Annotated in this window: 17 protein-coding genes; 6 read left to right on the forward strand and 11 right to left on the reverse strand. The window is 72.2% G+C overall.

Features of this window, described 5'->3' with window-relative positions:
• Positions 1-61 precede the first annotated feature (61 nt).
• A complete protein-coding gene (locus K0H49_RS28625; RefSeq protein ID WP_219220012.1) occupies positions 62-718 on the reverse strand; it encodes a dihydrofolate reductase family protein in 657 nt (218 codons plus the stop codon).
• Positions 719-901: 183 nt separating this feature from the next.
• On the opposite strand from K0H49_RS28625, the gene lepB reads away from it, so the two are divergent.
• Complete coding sequence (lepB, locus tag K0H49_RS28630) at positions 902-1,567, forward strand: signal peptidase I (RefSeq protein ID WP_219220397.1); 666 nt, start codon at positions 902-904, stop codon at positions 1,565-1,567.
• A gap of 109 nt (positions 1,568-1,676) precedes the next feature.
• Here the strand turns inward: lepB and K0H49_RS28635 are convergent, their stop codons facing one another.
• From K0H49_RS28635 to K0H49_RS28660, 6 genes are all read right to left on the reverse strand, one after another.
• Positions 1,677-2,072: a tautomerase family protein gene (locus K0H49_RS28635; RefSeq protein ID WP_219220013.1), complete on the reverse strand. Its 396-nt coding sequence runs from the start codon at positions 2,070-2,072 to the stop codon at positions 1,677-1,679.
• Between the two features lie 37 nt (positions 2,073-2,109).
• Positions 2,110-2,610 carry a hypothetical protein gene (locus tag K0H49_RS28640; RefSeq protein WP_219220015.1) on the reverse strand — a complete coding sequence of 167 codons (501 nt, stop codon included), beginning with the start codon at positions 2,608-2,610 and terminating at the stop codon, positions 2,110-2,112.
• A 734-nt stretch (positions 2,611-3,344) separates the two neighbouring features.
• Complete coding sequence (locus K0H49_RS28645) at positions 3,345-4,691, reverse strand: LLM class flavin-dependent oxidoreductase (RefSeq protein WP_219220018.1); 1,347 nt, start codon at positions 4,689-4,691, stop codon at positions 3,345-3,347.
• Positions 4,692-4,802: 111 nt separating this feature from the next.
• Positions 4,803-6,398 carry a hypothetical protein gene (locus K0H49_RS28650; RefSeq protein WP_219220020.1) on the reverse strand — a complete coding sequence of 532 codons (1,596 nt, stop codon included), beginning with the start codon at positions 6,396-6,398 and terminating at the stop codon, positions 4,803-4,805.
• Positions 6,395-7,006 carry a YceI family protein gene (locus K0H49_RS28655; RefSeq protein ID WP_257625269.1) on the reverse strand — a complete coding sequence of 204 codons (612 nt, stop codon included), beginning with the start codon at positions 7,004-7,006 and terminating at the stop codon, positions 6,395-6,397. Before K0H49_RS28655 ends, K0H49_RS28650 begins: the two co-directional genes overlap by 4 nt.
• The gene (locus tag K0H49_RS28660; protein WP_219220021.1) at positions 7,003-7,761 is read right to left on the reverse strand and encodes a CDP-alcohol phosphatidyltransferase family protein; all 759 of its coding nucleotides are present in this window, start codon (positions 7,759-7,761) and stop codon (positions 7,003-7,005) included. Before K0H49_RS28660 ends, K0H49_RS28655 begins: the two co-directional genes overlap by 4 nt.
• Before the next feature lie 99 nt (positions 7,762-7,860).
• Here K0H49_RS28660 and K0H49_RS28665 point away from each other — a divergent pair, with 99 nt between their 5' ends.
• From K0H49_RS28665 to K0H49_RS28680, 4 genes are read left to right on the forward strand one after another with little or no spacing between them, the layout of a single operon-like run.
• Positions 7,861-8,868, forward strand: coding sequence for a zinc-dependent alcohol dehydrogenase (locus K0H49_RS28665; protein ID WP_257625270.1), 1,008 nt, complete (start codon positions 7,861-7,863; stop codon positions 8,866-8,868).
• 23 nt (positions 8,869-8,891) lie between these two features.
• The gene (locus K0H49_RS28670) at positions 8,892-9,311 is read left to right on the forward strand and encodes a 6-pyruvoyl trahydropterin synthase family protein (RefSeq protein WP_219220023.1); all 420 of its coding nucleotides are present in this window, start codon (positions 8,892-8,894) and stop codon (positions 9,309-9,311) included.
• A complete protein-coding gene (locus tag K0H49_RS28675; RefSeq protein WP_219220025.1) occupies positions 9,311-10,378 on the forward strand; it encodes a glycosyltransferase family 4 protein in 1,068 nt (355 codons plus the stop codon). Before K0H49_RS28670 ends, K0H49_RS28675 begins: the two co-directional genes overlap by 1 nt.
• Positions 10,375-11,268, forward strand: a complete 894-nt coding sequence (locus tag K0H49_RS28680) for a class I SAM-dependent methyltransferase (RefSeq protein WP_219220027.1) — start codon at positions 10,375-10,377, stop codon at positions 11,266-11,268. Before K0H49_RS28675 ends, K0H49_RS28680 begins: the two co-directional genes overlap by 4 nt.
• A gap of 3 nt (positions 11,269-11,271) precedes the next feature.
• On the opposite strand, the gene K0H49_RS30925 is transcribed toward K0H49_RS28680, so the two are convergent.
• The 4 genes from K0H49_RS30925 to add form a co-directional block, all read right to left on the reverse strand.
• Positions 11,272-12,219 carry a RibD family protein gene (locus tag K0H49_RS30925; protein ID WP_219220029.1) on the reverse strand — a complete coding sequence of 316 codons (948 nt, stop codon included), beginning with the start codon at positions 12,217-12,219 and terminating at the stop codon, positions 11,272-11,274.
• A gap of 32 nt (positions 12,220-12,251) precedes the next feature.
• Positions 12,252-13,112 carry a hypothetical protein gene (locus K0H49_RS28690; RefSeq protein WP_219220032.1) on the reverse strand — a complete coding sequence of 287 codons (861 nt, stop codon included), beginning with the start codon at positions 13,110-13,112 and terminating at the stop codon, positions 12,252-12,254.
• Positions 13,113-13,185: 73 nt separating this feature from the next.
• Positions 13,186-14,169, reverse strand: coding sequence for a Bug family tripartite tricarboxylate transporter substrate binding protein (locus K0H49_RS28695; RefSeq protein ID WP_219220034.1), 984 nt, complete (start codon positions 14,167-14,169; stop codon positions 13,186-13,188).
• A gap of 2 nt (positions 14,170-14,171) precedes the next feature.
• Positions 14,172-15,263, reverse strand: a complete 1,092-nt coding sequence (gene add / locus K0H49_RS28700; protein ID WP_219220036.1) for an adenosine deaminase — start codon at positions 15,261-15,263, stop codon at positions 14,172-14,174.
• 80 nt (positions 15,264-15,343) lie between these two features.
• Between add and K0H49_RS28705 the strand changes: the two genes are divergently transcribed.
• A complete protein-coding gene (locus tag K0H49_RS28705) occupies positions 15,344-16,288 on the forward strand; it encodes a LysR family transcriptional regulator (protein ID WP_219220038.1) in 945 nt (314 codons plus the stop codon).
• The last annotated feature ends 39 nt before the right edge of the window (positions 16,289-16,327 follow it).

Below are 16,327 nucleotides of genomic sequence, written 5' to 3' on the forward strand. Positions count from 1 at the left end.
ACATTGAAAGCCAGGACAAGGCACTGAAGAGCGGCACACACTGGCCGGCGCGCTTCCCGCGTCAAGGCGCGCTGCGGCGCAGGAACATGTGCGTGGCGCGCTCGCCTGCCACCTGCCGTTCGCAGCGGTAGCCCAGCGCCGGCAGGTCCAGGCCCGCGAACAGCGCCTCGCCTTTGCCCAGCAGCACCGGGCGCACGGCCAGGTGCAGTTCGTCGATCAGTCCGGCCTTCAAGTATTCGCGCACGGTGGCCACGCCGCCGCCCACGCGCACGTCGCGTCCGCCCGCGGCAGCGCGCGCCTGCGCCAGCGCATCGTGTATGCCACCGGTGACGAAGTGGAAGGTGGTCCCGCCCTGCATCGTCAGTGGCGCGCGGGCATGGTGGGTCAGCACGAAGACCGGCACGTGGTACGGAGGCTCGTCGCCCCACCAGCCTTTCCATTGCGCGTCGGGCCAGGGACCGCGCACCGGCCCGAACATGTTGCGTCCGAGGATCCAGGCCCCCATCTCGGCGAAGCCCTGCTCGGCGATCTCGTTGTCGATGCCGGTCTCGCCGTCGGCCTCGCTCGTCTTGTGCATCTGCTGCCAGACGCGCGTGGGAAAGAACCAGTTCATGAGCTCGGGACCGCGAACACCCAGAGGGTGTTCCAGGCTCTGGTCCGGGCCTGCGGAGAAGCCATCGAGTGAAACGCCGAAGCTGCGCACCAGTACGCGGGTCATGGGGATGTCTCCTGCAGAAAGAGCGGCCTCAGTTTAGCGCCGGGACAGCCGTGGAGGGGCGCGTCGCGGCGTTCACAGGCGATGGCCGTTCTCGGAGAAGCGGCCGCGGCGCCGGCGCAGGCGGGGCGGGAACTAATTGCGCCGCTGGCGCACCAAATCCACGCGGTCACCTCTGGAGGAAATATGGGACGCTGGCTCAGTACCAACAAGGGATTCCTGGTTTTCCTGATGTGTTTTGGCATCTTTCGCACGGCAGTCGCCGACTGGAATCCCATCCCCTCCGGCTCGATGCGACCCAACCTGCTCGAAGGCGACGTGGTGTTCGTCAACCGCCTGGCCTACAACGTCAAGGTGCCACTGACCGATGTGGTGCTGGCCCGCACGGGTGAGCCGCACCGTGGTGACGTGGTGACCTTCTCTTCGCCGGACGACGGCACGCGCCTCATCAAGCGGCTGGTGGCCGTGCCGGGCGATGTGGTGGAGATGCGCCACGAGATTCTCTTCATCAACGGCGAGGCGGCCCGGTACGACGCCGCCGAAGCGCTGCAGGAGAAGGTCGCCACGGGGCGCACCGTCGACGCCACGCGCCTGACCGAGCGGGTGCAGGGCAGCGAGCGCCGCGTGCAGTGGCTGCCGGGCATCGCGTCGCGCAACAGCTTTGCGCCCATCGTGGTGCCCGAGGGCGAGTACCTGATGCTGGGCGACAACCGGGACGACAGCGCCGATTCGCGTTACTTCGGCTTCGTGCCGCGCCACCTGCTCATCGGCCGGGCACTGGGGGTGCTGGTCTCCGCCGATATCCAGGGCCATTGGAGGCCCCGGTTCGAACGCTTCGGCCAGAAGCTCTAGAACATCGGGATGCCCGCTCCGGGGCGCCATCCCGGCCAGGTGGCGCGCCGGTGTTCTAAGGGGTGAATGTCTCCTGACACATCGCTTTCCAGCGTTGCACGTCGACGGATCAGGACTCTCCAGCCGTCCAGTCCGGGCTGTAGCCGCCGAGCGTGGGGTGATACATCTCATCGCCCGTGTGCTGCGTGAACTCGACATTGAGTCGGTCCTCGCGCAGACCCAGCAACTCGATGTAATGCGCGCACAAGGCCTTGGCGAGCGCCATCCGCAACTCGGGGGCTCGCCCTTTGCGGATGTCGAGCATCATCAGCGCGGCGGGTTCGGGCCGGCCTTGCGCGTCCGGGATGCGCCAGAGGCCTCCCTCGCCGAGTTCACGGATCGCGACGCTGATGCGCCGCACGTCCACGGCCATCATCTCGGCGTAGGTGCGGCACATTCTTTCGGCGAGGCGCTGCTTGACGGCGCTCGGATAGTGATCGTTGACGTCCAGTTGAAGGTAGGGCATGGCGGCTCCGGATTTCGGACAAGGACGGCCAGCGCCGTCACTTCCTGGCAGGGGTGACGTAGTACTCGATCTTCGTGCGGTCCTTGTAGGGATCGTTGTCGAAGAACTTCGATTCCTGCGAGATCCTGATGTCGTAGCCGTCGCGCACGCCCCCGAGGCTGCGCGCCGTGTCGTCGGTCACGGGCGCGAGCGCCGCCCTGTGAAATGCCGCGACCGTCTTGAAGTCGTCGGTGCTGAAGGCCTTGATCGACGCGCTGGTCAGGCGCCCGGCGCTGTCGGTGTCCGCGTTCACGTCCGTCATCGCGGTGTTCGGTGGCACCGAGATCAGGGACGCCAGCGCGGGAGGCAAAGCCTTGGCGCCGCTCTTCTCCTGGATGCGGTAGTGCAGGCCACCCTTCTCGTTCGGCTCGCCCTTGGCCGCGGCCGAGTCCTCCATCGAACCCACGAACCACGCGGAGACCAGCAGGATCGGCACGGCGATCGCGCCGACGAACAGCAGAAAACGAAGGCGATCCTTGGTATGAAAAAACTCGAGCATCGGCACGTTCTCCGTCGGGGGCGAGGGGCCATGCCGAACGAGCGGCAGGTGCTGGCCCACTGTAGCCGAAGCGTCCGGGCCGACGCGGCGTGGCTGGCGCCGTCGGGGTTGCCGCAGCAGTGTGTCGATGCCGCGATGGCCTTGCAGGGCCTGACGGTGGGCATGCCTTCGCGCCAGCCCTGCTCTCATGGTGCCTGGCCCGGCTCGCGTTCCATGCAGACGGGTCGCCATACACAACATGCGCAGAGGAGTGCACGGTGGAGAGCGATGCAATGGTCGTCGTTTCGATCGCCATGGTGCTCGTCGCGGTGCTGCTCTCGTTCGGGCTCCTCTACTGGCTCTGGCAGACGCTGCGTCGGCCCCGGACGCGCGTCCCCTCGGGTGCCGGCCCGGCGACGGGCACGAGCGCAGAGCTTCGCGCGATGGCCACTATCACCGGGCTGCGCGGGCTGCCATGGGCCGCGCTGGCGAGCAACAGCCTGAACCCCGTTTTCCGCATCGAGCCGCAGCAACTGGTTTTCCGGGTGCTCCGCCGACACCAGCGACCTCATGGCGACATCTGCGAGGTCGATGTCCGTGAGGCCTACGGCACGTTCAACCTGGTCTTTGCATGCCGCGACTCGCGCCTGACCTTCGTGGCCAGTGTGGGCACCGCGGCCCGCGGTGCCCAGGCCTTGGCGTTGCTGCCGGACAGCGTCCCGCTGTCCGCGCGCGCGGTCGGCGGTGGTCGCGGTCTAGTCCGCGCTGCCTGGCGCGTCGGGGAAGAAGCGGTTCGCCGGCCGCGGCAGCCCGAGGTTCTCGCGCAGCGTCTTGCCCTCGTACTCGCGCCGGAAGATGCCGCGCCGCTGCAGCTCCGGCACCACCTTGTCGGCGAAGGCGTCGAGGCCGCCGGGCAGCCACGGGAACATGATGTTGAAGCCGTCGGAGCCTTCGGCCTCGAGCCATTCCTGCATCTCGTCGGCGATGGTCTGGGCCGTGCCCACGAAGGCCAGGCCGCCGTAGCCGCCGATGCGCTGCGCGAGCTGGCGCACGGTGAAGCCCTCGCGCTGCGCCAGCGCGATCACGCGTTCGCGGCTGCTCTGGCTGGCGTTGGTCGGTGGAATCTCGGGCAGCGGTTTGTTGGGGTCGAAGGCGGAGGCGTCATGGCCCAGCATGATCGACAGCGAGGCGATCGCGCTTTCGTAGTGCACCAGGCTGTCGAGCTTCGCGCGGATGGCGCGCGCCTCGGCTACCGTGTCGCCCACCACCACGAAGGCGGCGGGCAGGATCTTGAGGTGGTCGCGCTCGCGGCCCAACGCGGCCAGCCGACCCTTGACGTCGGCGTAGAAGCGCCGGCCCTCGTCCAGCGTGCCGGGTGCGGCGAAGATCACTTCGGCGGTCTCGGCCGCGAGTTGACGGCCAGGCTCCGAGGCACCGGCCTGCACGATCACCGGCCAGCCCTGCACCGGCCGCGCGATGTGCAGCGGGCCGCGCACCGACAGGTACTTTCCCCTGTGATCGAGCGTGTGCAGCCGCTCGGGGTCGAAGAAGCGGCCGCTGTCGACGTCGCGCACGAAGGCGTCGTCGGCCCAGCTGTCCCACAGGCCGGTCACCACGTCGTAGAACTCGCGTGCGCGGGCGTAGCGCTCGTCGTGTGCCATGTGGTCGTCGCGGCCGAAGTTCTTCGCCGCATCCGGGTTGCTGGTGGTCACGATGTTCCAGCCCGCACGGCCTTCGCTCAGGTGGTCGAGCGAGGCGAAGCGGCGCGCGATGTGGAAGGGTTCGTCGAAGGTGGTCGAGGCCGTCGCGACCAGGCCGATGTGCCGGGTGTGCTGCGCCAGCGCCGACAGCAGCGTGAAGGGCTCGAAGGAGCTCACCGTGTGGCTGCGCTGCAGCGCCGCGATCGGCATGTTGAGCACGGCCAGGTGGTCGGCCATGAAGAAGGCGTCGAAGCGCGCGCGCTCGAGCGTCTGGGCAAAGCGCTTCAGGTGCGCGAAGTTGAAGTTGGCGTCGGGGAAGGCGCCCGGGTAGCGCCAGGCGCCGGTGTGGATGCTGACGGGGCGCATGAAGGCGCCGAGCTTGAGCTGCCGGGGGGAGGTCATGGTGCGCGGTGGAGAGCGGGGTGGCGGCCACCTTAAGCCCGGCGCCCTTGCGGCGGCAACGAACCATTGCTCACTAGGTTATGGCGATCGCGGTCTAAGCCAGGCCGCGCATCAGGGCCGCGCGAAGACCTTCGACAGCAGCGGTGCGAGGTCCTGCATGTCACCCAGCGTCTCGGCGCCCGGCAGCAGGCCCTGGCGAAAGCCCGCGCGCTCGAAGCGGCGCAGCAGCGCGGGATCGGCGCCGATGACGTGCACCGGCACGTCCCAGTCGTTGCCGCTGCCGCTCACGCGGGCCCAGGGCTGGTGGTCGCCGATCAGCACCACGACCAGATGAGGCGGCGCCTGTTCGCGCAGGTAGGCGCCCAGCCACTGCCAGGTCAGGGCGATCGATTGCACGTACGCCGGCAACGGGTCGCGCCAGGACGTCAGCTCCTCCATCGCATGCATCTGCTGCGCCGGGGTGTAGGCCGCGGGCCCGGTGAGCCGCGTCCAGTCGGCGACGAAGGGCGGCAGCGGATGGAAAGGCGCGTGGCTGTTGAGCGTGGGAAAGACGATGAAGCGCGGCTTGCGTGCCGCGGCCGGCACTGCCAGTTCCTGCGCGTGCAGCAGCGCCATCGCGGCCTGGTCGGGGATGCGCCACGCGCCGAAGGGCAAGCCTGTGTAGCCCATGGTGTTCGCATCCACGTAGCGGTCGAAGCCGAAGAAGCGGCCTTCGGGCCAGGGCCGCTGCAGGCCCGGCATCCAGCTCACGGTCTCATAGCCGTGCGCGACGAAATGCTGCGCCAGCGTGGGCCGCCGGGTGGTCAGCAGCAGGTCGTAGTCGAGCGGGTCGCGCGTGTCGACGCCGGTCAGCAGCGCGCCGTGCGCGAGCCAGGAGCCGCCGCCGAAGGTGGGTGAGCGCACGCGCGCCGACACCGCCGCGCGTCCGCTGGCGGCGATCGCCTGCGCCAGCGCGTCGCGCGGGCCGGCGAGTGCCTGGGCTTGCGCCGGGTCGTCGAGGGTGCACACGCCATACGACTCGGAGAACAGCACCAGCACGTCGGCGCCGTGGAGCGCCTCGAGGTCGGCACCGAAGGCCGGGCTCGGCGACAGCCGCGATGCCGCGCCGTCCGCGCGCGACTGCGCGAGCATGAACTGCGCCTGGCGCAGCACGACCCGCGAGACCGGGTCGGAGAAGGCGCGCCAGCTCTCGAAGCCGCCGATGCCGTCGGCCGCCCGCGCCAGCATCAGCGCGCCGCACAGCGCGAGCAGGGCGAGGCGTGCCGGGCGCCCGGCCAGCCCGCGTTCCAGCGTCCGCCAGCAGGCCCAGGCCAGCGCGGCCACGGCGGCCAGCGCCAGCAGCAGCACGCCGCTGGCTGCGGCGACCTGCCAGGCCGGCACCCCGTGCTGCGCCAGCACGCTGCCCAGGTGCCGGCCGTCCCAGTACAGGTTGAGCGGCCGGCCGAACAGCGCGGTGGCCGTCAGGTCCAGCAGGTGCACCGCGATCAGCGCGGCGCTCGCCGCCGCCAGCCAGCGCGCGGCCCGGCCGGAAGTGCTGCCGCGCCAGACGATCCAGCCCGCCAGCAAGGCCACGCCGGCGCACAGTTCGAGCGATGCGCGCGCGGTGAACCGGGGCCAGAAGGAGGCGGCGGGCGCGCCCAGGGTCAGCAATGCATTGAGCAGCGCCAGCGCCAACGCGATGCGCAGCCAGGGCGCGAGGCGGCTCACTGCCGGATCGCCTCGAATTCGATGATCAGCTGCACCTCGTCGCCGACCCAGCCGTTGCCCACGCCGTAGTTCATGCCGTAGGCGCTGCGCAGGAAGCTGCCGCGCGCCGACACCCCCGTCACATAGGAGGACTTGGCGATCGGCGAGGGGCCGCTCTTGTTCCAGGTGGCCTGCAGCACGAGCGGCTGCGAACGGCCCAGCAGTTCGAGCGCGCCGGCGATGGCGAAATGGCGCTCGGCGATGCGCGTCGCATGGGCGGCGGTGAACACCATGCGCGGAAATTCGGCCGCGTTGAGGAAGTCCGCGCTCTTGAGGTGCTGGTCGCGCTTGACGTGGTTGCTGAACACGCTGCGGGTGTCGACCTCGATGCGGATGTCCTGCAGCTCCCCGGTGGCCTCGTCGAAGCGGAAGCTGCCGCGCGCGGCGCGGAACATGCCCAGCACCCTGGCATAGCCGATGTGCTCGACCAGGAAGCCGACGCTGATGTGCTCGGGGTCGATCTCGTAGCGCGCGGGCTCGGCGAAGGCCGTGCCAGGGCCCCATGCGATCCAGCCGAGCAGGCCGGCGCCGAAGGCGCGGCGGGTGGGCGAGGGCATGCCGAGGTTCATGGGCCGACCTCCAGGGCGCGGGGCCGATGGCGCGCGAGCCAGTACACGTCGGCCGCGAAGGAGCCGATCAGCGCGAGCAGGCCGGCGCCGGCGACGAGGCCGGCCACGGGGGCCTCGACGACCGGGCCCAGGCACACGATCAGCGTGGTGATCTGCGCCACGCACACGGCCTTGCGCCGCAGGCTGGGCGGCAGCGGGTGCGCAAGCCAGGGCCAGCGCCAGGCGGCCGCCACGAAGGCATAGCGCATCGCGCCGGAGGCCAGGATCCAGGCGCCGGCCTTGCCCTGCTGCAGCGCCAGTGCGCAGAGCACGAGGATCAGCAAGGCATCGGTCTCCATGTCGAAGCGGGCGCCGAAGGGGCTGGCCTCGTGGCGCCGCCGGGCGATGGGCCCGTCCACCGCGTCGAGCAGCGCCGCCACCGTGGCCAGCGCGACCAGCGCCCAGCCGAAGGCGGCCGGGTCGGCCGGCACTTCGCCGATGGCCGCGGCCAGCAGCGCGATCAGCGCCAGCCGCCCCAGGGTGATGCCGTTGGCCGCGCCGAAGCGTGCATGGGGTGCGTGGGCCGCCAGGCCGCCCCACATGAGCAGAGCGCCGAGGCCGAAGATCGCCAGCGCCTTGGGCACCAGCCACAGGCTCATGCCGTGCAGCGGCGCGAGGAGCGCCACCACGGCCAAGCCGGCCGCCAGCAGCAGCGTCACGTGCGCCACCGCACGCGCGGCATCGCGACGCAAGGCGGCCGGGGCCGGTGCGGCCATGGGGGGATGGGAGCCTGGGGTCGAAAGCATCGTCTTAAGATCCTTCTGCGCCGGATGGCCCACCACACGGCGGGCGGCGGCGGTGGGACACCAAAGAGCATGCCAGCAATTCGGACGCCTGTGGTCGGCGATGCGTATCAAGCCCTCTGGACCGAGGCACCGGGCCGGGCCGTGCTGCGCGCGGGGACGCTCGGCCCGCGGGCCGAGGACCAGGTGCGCGTGCGGGCCCTGCACAGCGCGGTGAGCCGCGGCACCGAACTGCTGGTGTTCCGTGGCGAGGTGCCGCCCAGCGAGTTCGTGCGCATGCGCGCCCCCTTCCAGCAGGGCGAGTTCCCCGGGCCGGTGAAGTACGGCTACGCCAGCGTCGGCCTTGTCGAGGCCGGCCCGCCCGCGCTCCGGGGCCGCGCGGTGTTCTGCCTGCACCCGCATCAGTCGCGCTACGACGTGCCCGCCGCGGCCGTCCACCCCCTGCCCGAGGGCCTGCCGGCCGCGCGCGCGGTGCTGGCGGCGAACATGGAGACGGCCGTCAACGCCCTGTGGGATGCGGCGCCGCGCCTGGGCGATCGCGTGGCGGTGGTAGGCGGCGGCGTGGTCGGGCTCTTGGTGGCCTGGCTCGCCTCGCGCATCCCCGGCTGCGCGGTGCAGCTGGTCGACGTGCGCGCCGAACGGGCCGCGGTGGCGGCGCACCTGGGCCTGGACTTCGCGCTGCCGGAGGCGGCGGCGCGCGCGGCCGACCTGGTGGTGCACGCCAGCGGCCAGCCCGCCGGCCTGGCGAGCGCGCTGGGCCTCGCGGGCTTCGAGGCCACGGTGCTCGAGCTCAGCTGGTACGGCCAGCGCGCCGTACCGCTGCCGCTGGGCGAGGCCTTCCATGCGCAGCGCCTGACGCTGCGCAGCTCCCAGGTCGGCCAGGTGGCCACGGCCCAGCGCGGCCGCTGGAGCCATGGCCGCCGCATGGGGCTGGCGCTGGCGCTGCTGGCGCAGCCGGCGGCTTGCGTGCTGGACGCCCTGATCACCGACAACGCACCACTGCAGGAACTGCCCGCCGTGCTGGCGCGACTCGCGGCCGGTGCGCCTGACACGCTGTGCCAGCGCATCGACTATCCCTGAAACCCTCCTGAAGACACACCACCATGTACAGCGTCAACGTCCGCGACCATTTCATGATTGCCCACAGCTTCCACGGCGAGGCCTTCGGCCCCGCGCAGCGGCTGCACGGCGCCACCTACGTGGTGGATGCGACCTTCCACCGCCGCGCGCTCGACGCCGACGGCATGGTGGTCGACATCGCGCGCGCCACCACGGTGCTGCGCGAGGTGCTGGGCGAGCTCAACCTGCGCAACCTCGACGACGACGGCGCCTTCGCCGGCCAGAACACCACCACCGAGTTCCTGGCGCGCGTGATCTTCGAGCGCATCGCCGACCGCATCGTGACCGGCGAGCTGGGCTCCCATGCCGGCGGCATCGAGCACCTGGGCGTGCGCCTCAACGAGTCGCACGTCGCCTGGGCCGCCTACGAGGCGGCGCTGCCGCGGCCGGTGGCCGGCGGCTGATGCAGCCGTCCTGCACCTTCCTCGTCCCGGGCGACTGGGACAGCCGCACCGGCGGCTATCTCTACGACCGGCGGATCGTCGGCCAGATGCGCGCCGCGGGATGGCAGGTGGACGTGGTCTCGCCGGGCGAGGGCTTCCCCTGGCCCGACGCCGCGGCGCACCGGCGCGCGCAGGAGGTGGTGGCGGCCTTGCCCGACGGCGCGCTGGTGGTGGCCGACGGCCTGGGCTTCGGCGTGCTGCCCGAACTGGTCGCGGCGCATGCGGCACGGTTGCGCTGGGTGGCGCTGGTGCATCACCCGCTGGCGCTCGAGTCCGGGTTGAGCGAAGCGCAGCGGGCCCGGCTGTTCGACAGCGAGCGCCGCGCACTCGCGCATGCGCGGCACGTGATCGTGACCAGCCCGTCGACCGCACGCGCGCTGGCAGCTTACGGCGTGGCGCCCGATCGCATCAGCGTGGTGGAGCCCGGCACCGATTTGGCGCCCCCGGCTGCGGGCGGCGGCGCCGGCCCGCAGGCGCTGTCGCTGCTGTGCGTGGCCACCATCACGCCGCGCAAGGGTCACGTCGTGCTGCTCGAGGCGCTGGCAGGCCTGCGCGAGCGGCGCTGGCACCTGCATTGCGCCGGCAGCCTGGTGCGCGATGCGGAGGAGGGGCGCAGGTCGCAGGCGGCGGCCGAGCGGCTCGGGCTGGCCGGGCGTGTGCGCTGGCACGGCGAAGTCGATGCCGGGCCGCTCGCTGCGCTCTATGCCCAGGCCGACCTGTTCGTGCTGCCGTCCTGGCACGAAGGCTACGGCATGGCGCTGGCCGAGGCGCTGGCGCGCGGCCTGCCGGTCGTCAGCTGCGCGGCCGGCGCGATCGTGGACACCGTGCCCGCGGACGCCGGCGTCCTGGTGCCGCCGGGCGACGTCGGCGCGCTGCGTGAAGCGCTGCGGCGCCTGATGGACGAGCCGGCCGCACGCCGCACGCTGGCCGCGGGCGCGCGTGCCGCTGCGGCACGGTTGCCACGCTGGTCCGATGCCGGCCAGCGCTTCGCGGCCGCGCTGCAGTCGATCGGGCCCGCGCAGCCATGAGCGGCTTCGACGCCGGCTGGCTGGCGCTGCGCGAGCCCTTCGACCTCGCGGCGCGCGCGGCATCGGCGCCGCTGCTGGACTGGCCCGCGCTGGCCGCGCGCCTGCGCAGCGGCCTCGATGCCGGCGCCGCGCTGCATGTGTTGGACCTGGGCTGCGGTACCGGCGCCAGCCTGCGTGCGCTCGCGCCCCGGCTGGGCGGGCGCCAGCACTGGCGGCTGCTGGACCACGACCCGGCGCTGCTGGCCGCGCTGCCGCAGGCGCTGTCGTCGTGGGCGGTGGCGCAGGGCTGCTGTGTGGCCACCGGGGGCGAAGGCATGGCGATCGACGGCGAGCACCTGCAACTCACGGTCGCATGGCAGCGCGCGGACCTGGCGGACCTGGCCGGTGTCGCGGCGATCGACGGTGCACAACTCGTCACGGCCTCGGCCCTGCTGGACCTGGTGTCGACCGCATGGCTCGAGGCGCTGGTCGCGCGTTGCCGCGCGGCCGGTGCGGCGGTGGGCTGGTCGCTCAGCGTGGACGACCGCCTGCAGTGGCAACTGGCCGACGGTGCGGACGCGCTCGTGCATGCGCATTTCCGCGCCCACCAGCGGCGCGACAAGGGCTTCGGTCCGGCCCTGGGTGGCGGCGCCGTCGCGGAAGCCGCCCGGTTTCTGCAGCGTGCGGGCTATCGGGTCGTTACTGCACCCAGCGACTGGCAGGTCGATGGCGAACGTTCGCGGGCGGACCTCGCGATGCTGCGCGAGATGGTCGAGGGCATGGCCGCCGCCGCGGTCGAGCAGGCGCCCGAGGCGGCGTCGGCGGTGCAGGCCTGGCGGCAGCGTCGCCAGGCGCGGCTCGCGTCGACGCGATTGCAGGTCGGCCACACCGACCTGCTGGCCTGGCTCTAGCGTTCAGCGTGCCGCGGCGCGCAGGTCCAGGTCCCAGAGCAGGTCGCCGCCCAGCGCGAAGGTGCGGGCTGCGGGGCGCAGCGCCTCGCCCATCGCATTCGATCGGCGCACCTGCAGGCCCGGGTACCCGGCACCGATCATCACGGGCGCGACGATCAGGTGCAGCCGGTCGAGGCAGCCCTGGCGCACGAACTGCGACACGGTCACGCCACCTCCCTCGACGAACAGCAGGTTCAGGCCGCGCGCGTGCAGGGCGGCCACCACGTCCGCCAGTGGCAGCTGGCCGTCCAGCGCGGCGCTGCGCGGCACGGGGATCACCTGCTGCGTGCCCAGCCGCGCCTCGGCGCGGGCCCGATGCTCGGGCGCGCACACCAGCAGCGTGGGCGCCTGAGCGTCGGTGAACACGCGCGCATCGGCCAGCACGCGCAGGCCGGGATCGATCAGCACCCGCGTCGGGTGCGGCCCCTCGACGCGGCGGGTCGTGAGTTGCGGGTTGTCCAGGCAGGCGGTGCCGGCCCCCACGATCACCGCATCGCACAGCGCGCGCAGGCGGTGCACGTGCACCAGGCCCTCGGGGCCGTTGACGAAGCAGGAGTCGCCGTTGTGGGTGGCGATGCAGCCGTCCAGGCTCTGGCCCAGCTGGCCGATGACCCATCGGGCATGGGCACCGCGGCGGTCGAGCAGCGGCTTGAGCAGCGCGAACAGCGCCTGCGCGGGCGCATCCCAGTCGCCCTGCAGCGCGTAGCCGTGGCCGTCGGACCAGGCCAGCGGCGCGGGCCCGTCGGGCGCGGCCTCACCCCGGCGCCGGCGCTCGGCGATGGCCAGGCACAGCGGCCACAGCGCGGCGACGTCGCCGGGCGCAGCCGAAGGAAGGGAGGGAACGGGCAGGGCGCTCAGAAGATGGACTCCTGTGATGGTCTTGCCGCCCCGGCCGCCAGCGGCGGCACCCACGGATGCGGTCGGTCGAAGGCATGCTAGCAGCGCTACCAGCGCGGCGTGTAGTACGGATACCCGTCCCCTTCGCCCGGCGGCACGGTGCCGGGCGCGGCAGCCGTGCCCGCCAGCAGCACGACCGCGATCGCCGCCGCCGCGCAGACGGCCGCGCCGGCGGCGCGCCACAGGGGCCGCGCCCAGGGCGGCTGCGCGGCGCGCGGCCAGCGGTCCAGCAGCGGCCCGGCCGCGAAGCCGAGCGCCAGCAGCCCCAGCGCGGCGGCCGGGGCCTGCGTGAGGCGCAGGGTGGCATGGGCCAGCGCCAGCCAGCCCAGCGCCGCCGCGATGCGGCCGGCCGGCCCGAAGGCGATGCGCGCGCGGGGCCAGAGCCACAGCGCCGTGGCGGCGACCGCCACGCCCGCGCCCAGTGCCAGTTCGAACAGCAGCAGCGACGCGGACAGCATCGCCACGCCCGCCAGCCCCAGCCCGGCGACCGCCAGCAGCGCAGGGGCATCGGCGGTGTCGTCACGCGGCTGCAGCACGGCACCCAATACCGCAGTGCCCACCGCCCAGGCCCCCACGCCCGCGAGCGGTGTGGCTGCGCCCAGCACGAAGAGCATCAGCGCCCAGGCTGCGGCGGCGACCAGCCATTGGGTGCGCAGGCCCGCGCGCAGGGCTTCCAGCGCGGCGCCCAGCACCGCCGCGCCCAGCATCGCCCATGGCAGCTTGCCGATCAGGCTGCCGGGGTTCGACGGCCAGCCGACCACCCAGGCGCAGGCCACGACCAGCGCGACGGCGGTGCCCGCGGCGGCCCAGCGCGCGCCGGCCGCCCGGCGCAGCAGGCCGCACAGCAGAAATGCCAGCAGCGCGGGCACGAGCACGCTGCGGACGAGGGGGTGGTGCAGAAGGTCCATGGGGCAGTGCGGGATGCTTTCGCATTCCAGCATGCCCCGGGGGCCGCGGTAAAGGTGCGCGCCGTGCGGCGGCTCACTCCTTGATGTTGGCGGCCTGCACGATCTTCTGGTTGCGCGCGTACTCGGCCTTGACGAAGGCGCCGAGTTCCGCGGCCGAGCCGCCGCCGGGCAGCGCGCCCTGTTCCTGCAGCTTGGCGCGCACCTCGGGGTCCTGGAGTACCGCGTTGAGTTCCTGGTTGATGCGCGCGACGATCGCCGGCGGCGTGGCGGCCGGCGCGAAGATGCCGGTCCAGCTGACCATCGAGTAGCCCTTCAGGCCCGGCATCTCGCCGAAGGTCGGCACGTTGGGCAGCGCGTCGAGCCGCTGGCTGCCGGTCACGCCCAGCGCCTTCAGGCGGTGGCCGTTGACGTGCGGGATGGCGCTGGTGCTGACCAGCATGGCCAGGTCGACCTGGTTGCCGATCACGTCGGTGGCGATCTGCGCGCCGCCGCGGTAGGGCACATGGGTCACGAAGATGCCGCCGGTCTGCTTGAGCAGTTCCATCGCCAGCTGCAGCACCGTGCCCACGCCCGAGGTCGCGTAGCTGTACTGGCCCGGCGCGGCCTTGGCCAGCTTGACGAAGTCGGCGTAGCTCTGCACCGGCAGGCCCGGCCGCGCGACCAGCACCATGGGCGCGGTGTTGAGCATGCCCACCGGCGCGAGGTCCTTGAGCGGATCGAACTTGAAGGCCGCGGGGTTGATCAGCCTGCCGATGGCGATCGCGCTGTCGGGCCCGACGACCAGCGTGTAGCCGTCGGGCGCCGCGTTCACCGCCTTGGCCACGCCGATGGCGCCGCCGGCACCGCTCACGTTCTCGATCACCACCGACTGCTTGAGCCGTTCGCCCAGCCTGGTGGCCACCAGGCGGGTGTTGAAGTCCACGCTGCCGCCGGCCGAATAGGGAACGATCAGCGTGATCGGCCGGCCGCCCGGCCAGGCGGGCGACTGGGCGAAGGCGTTGCCGCCGATGGCCGCCAGGGCCATCGATGCGAGGAGCAGGGGCTTGAGCGTGGGCATGTTCAGGTTCCGGAGAGGGTGGGGGTGTCTTGCTGCAGCCGCGCGCGCAGCGCGTCGAACTCGGCGCTCCATTGGGTGCGCCAGGCGCGCCGCGTCGTGTCGTCGATCCAGGCGCCGTCGAGGCCGTTGTGCATGAAGCCGCGCAGGTCGTCCAGGCCGAAGCCGAAGTCGCGGACCATCATGGCCCAGGCCTGGGTGGGCGTGACCTGGTGCAGCGTCGGGTCGTCGGTGTTCGGGTGGATGCGCAGGCCCAGGCCGGGCATGCGCCGGATCGGGTGGTCGAGCGCCCAGCGCTCGGGCGGCAGCGTGCGCAGGTAGTAGGAGTTGGTCGGCACCACGGTGAACAGCACGCCGCGTTCCGCGCATTCGCGGGCGAAGTCCGGCTGGTCGACCACCGTGTAGCCGTGGTCGATGCGGTCCACCTGGAGCAGGTCCAGCGCGGTGCGCACGTTGGTCCAGGGCGTGCCGAACTCGCCCGCGTGGGCGGTGGTCCGCAGGCCGGCGCGGCGCGCGTTTCGATACGCCTGCACGAAGAGCTCGGGCGGCCGGTCGTTCTCGCGGTAGTCGATGCCGATGCCGATCACCTCCTCGCAGCGCTGCGCCGTGACCCAGTCCACCATCTCGACCGCGGCCTCGGGCGTGGCCTCGCGGTCGATCGCCGCGATCAGGCGCCCGACGATGCCGAACTGGCGCTGGGCATCGTGGATGGCGCGCACGATCGCCTGCTGGGCCGCGGCGTAGCCGATGCCCGAGGCATGCACGGTGCCGGTGGGGTTCCAGCAGAACTCGCTGTAGCGCACGTTGTGGGCGGCCGCGTCCTCGAGGTACTCGCGCGTGATCCGGTACAGGTCCTCGGCGCTGCGGATCAGCTGGGCGTCGAGCGCGCGCAGCACGCGCAGCACACCGACCGGCTTTTCGCCGCGCGTGTAGAAGGCTTCGACCTCGTCCTCGGCCAGCGGCATGCCGGCCTGGCGGTTGAGCGCCGCGAAGGTGGCGTGCCGCACCGTGCCGAACAGATGGCAGTGCAGCTCGACCTTCGGGATCGCGTGCAGGAAGGATTCGAGCGCAGGCGGAAGAGGGGAGGTGGAGCGCATGCGGCGCAGTCTAGGGAAGAAGGGGGGATAAGAAAAATTTCAAATATCTATAATTTGATTCAGCCAATGAATAACCAGCCATGACTTCTTCGGCCCTGCGCGCGCTGACCCTGCGTCAGCTCCAGTTCTTCTCGGTGCTGGTGCAGGAGGGTCAGTTCGGGCGCGCCGCGCGCCGGCTGTCGATCACCCAGCCCGCGCTGAGCAATGCCATCAAGCAGATGGAGAAGCTGCTCGGCGCCGAACTGCTGACCCGCTCCACGCACCGGCTGGAACTCACACCGGTCGGCGCCGAGGTGCTGGCGCGCACCGACTTCCTGGTCAACACGCTGGAGGTGGTGCTGCACGACATCGAGAGCACGGTGCAGCGCGGCCGGGCCTATGTGCGCGTGGGCGTCATCCCCTCGGCCAGTGCCAGGGTCGCGGCCGCGGTGGCGGATTTCGTGCGCGACGCGCCGCAGGCGGTCGAGTTCGCCTGGCGCGATGCGCCGTCGACCACGCTGGTGACCGAGGTGCGCGGCGGCCAGCTCGACATGGCGGTGGTCGCCATCACCGAGCCGCCCGGCGGCCTGGCCTGCGTCGATCTGTTCCGCGACCCGCTGGTGCTGGTGGTGCGCCACGACCATCCGCTCGCGCAGGCGGGCGAGGTGAACTGGGAGGCCATCGGCCGCGAGCGGCTGGTGCTGTTCGAGAGCGGCAGCATGCCGGCCCTGGGCGACCCGGCGCGCGCCCAGTTCGCGCAGGGCGCCGAGCCCTACCGCGTCAGCTATTCCGAGACGCTCTACGCGCTGGTGCGCGGCGGGCTCGCGCTGGGCCTGATGCCGCAGCTCTACACCTCCTCGCTGCGCGACCCCGAACTGGTGGTGCTGTCGCTCGCGAAGCCGCGCATCGAGCGGCGCGTGGTGCTGGTCTACCAGCCGGGGCCCACGCGCAACGTGGTGGCGCAGGAACTGATCGCCTGCCTCGCGCAGCGCCTGCCGATGCCGGGCAAGGCGCCCAGGCGCCGGGTCTCGCGCGCGCGCCGCTAGCGGCCGGCCAAAGGAGGGCGGTCCACCCGGCTACAGTGG

Source organism: Variovorax boronicumulans, from assembly GCF_019352895.1.
Lineage (GTDB): Bacteria > Pseudomonadota > Gammaproteobacteria > Burkholderiales > Burkholderiaceae_C > Variovorax > Variovorax boronicumulans_A.

Excerpts from the sequence above, each read along its gene's own strand:
- K0H49_RS28690 (WP_219220032.1), bottom strand. The coding sequence starts at position 13,112 with ATGGACCTTCTGCACCACCCCCTCGTCCGCAGCGTGCTCGTGCCCGCG.
- K0H49_RS28675 (WP_219220025.1), top strand. The coding sequence starts at position 9,311 with ATGCAGCCGTCCTGCACCTTCCTCGTCCCGGGCGACTGGGACAGCCGC.
- K0H49_RS28645 (WP_219220018.1), bottom strand. The coding sequence starts at position 4,691 with ATGACCTCCCCCCGGCAGCTCAAGCTCGGCGCCTTCATGCGCCCCGTC.
- K0H49_RS28680 (WP_219220027.1), top strand. The coding sequence starts at position 10,375 with ATGAGCGGCTTCGACGCCGGCTGGCTGGCGCTGCGCGAGCCCTTCGAC.
- K0H49_RS28705 (WP_219220038.1), top strand. The coding sequence starts at position 15,344 with ATGACTTCTTCGGCCCTGCGCGCGCTGACCCTGCGTCAGCTCCAGTTC.
- K0H49_RS28665 (WP_257625270.1), top strand. The coding sequence starts at position 7,861 with ATGCCAGCAATTCGGACGCCTGTGGTCGGCGATGCGTATCAAGCCCTC.
- K0H49_RS28640 (WP_219220015.1), bottom strand. The coding sequence starts at position 2,610 with ATGCTCGAGTTTTTTCATACCAAGGATCGCCTTCGTTTTCTGCTGTTC.
- K0H49_RS28655 (WP_257625269.1), bottom strand. The coding sequence starts at position 7,006 with ATGAACCTCGGCATGCCCTCGCCCACCCGCCGCGCCTTCGGCGCCGGC.
- K0H49_RS28625 (WP_219220012.1), bottom strand. The coding sequence starts at position 718 with ATGACCCGCGTACTGGTGCGCAGCTTCGGCGTTTCACTCGATGGCTTC.
- K0H49_RS28695 (WP_219220034.1), bottom strand. The coding sequence starts at position 14,169 with ATGCCCACGCTCAAGCCCCTGCTCCTCGCATCGATGGCCCTGGCGGCC.
- K0H49_RS28670 (WP_219220023.1), top strand. The coding sequence starts at position 8,892 with ATGTACAGCGTCAACGTCCGCGACCATTTCATGATTGCCCACAGCTTC.
- add (WP_219220036.1), bottom strand. The coding sequence starts at position 15,263 with ATGCGCTCCACCTCCCCTCTTCCGCCTGCGCTCGAATCCTTCCTGCAC.
- K0H49_RS28660 (WP_219220021.1), bottom strand. The coding sequence starts at position 7,761 with ATGGCCGCACCGGCCCCGGCCGCCTTGCGTCGCGATGCCGCGCGTGCG.
- K0H49_RS28635 (WP_219220013.1), bottom strand. The coding sequence starts at position 2,072 with ATGCCCTACCTTCAACTGGACGTCAACGATCACTATCCGAGCGCCGTC.
- lepB (WP_219220397.1), top strand. The coding sequence starts at position 902 with ATGGGACGCTGGCTCAGTACCAACAAGGGATTCCTGGTTTTCCTGATG.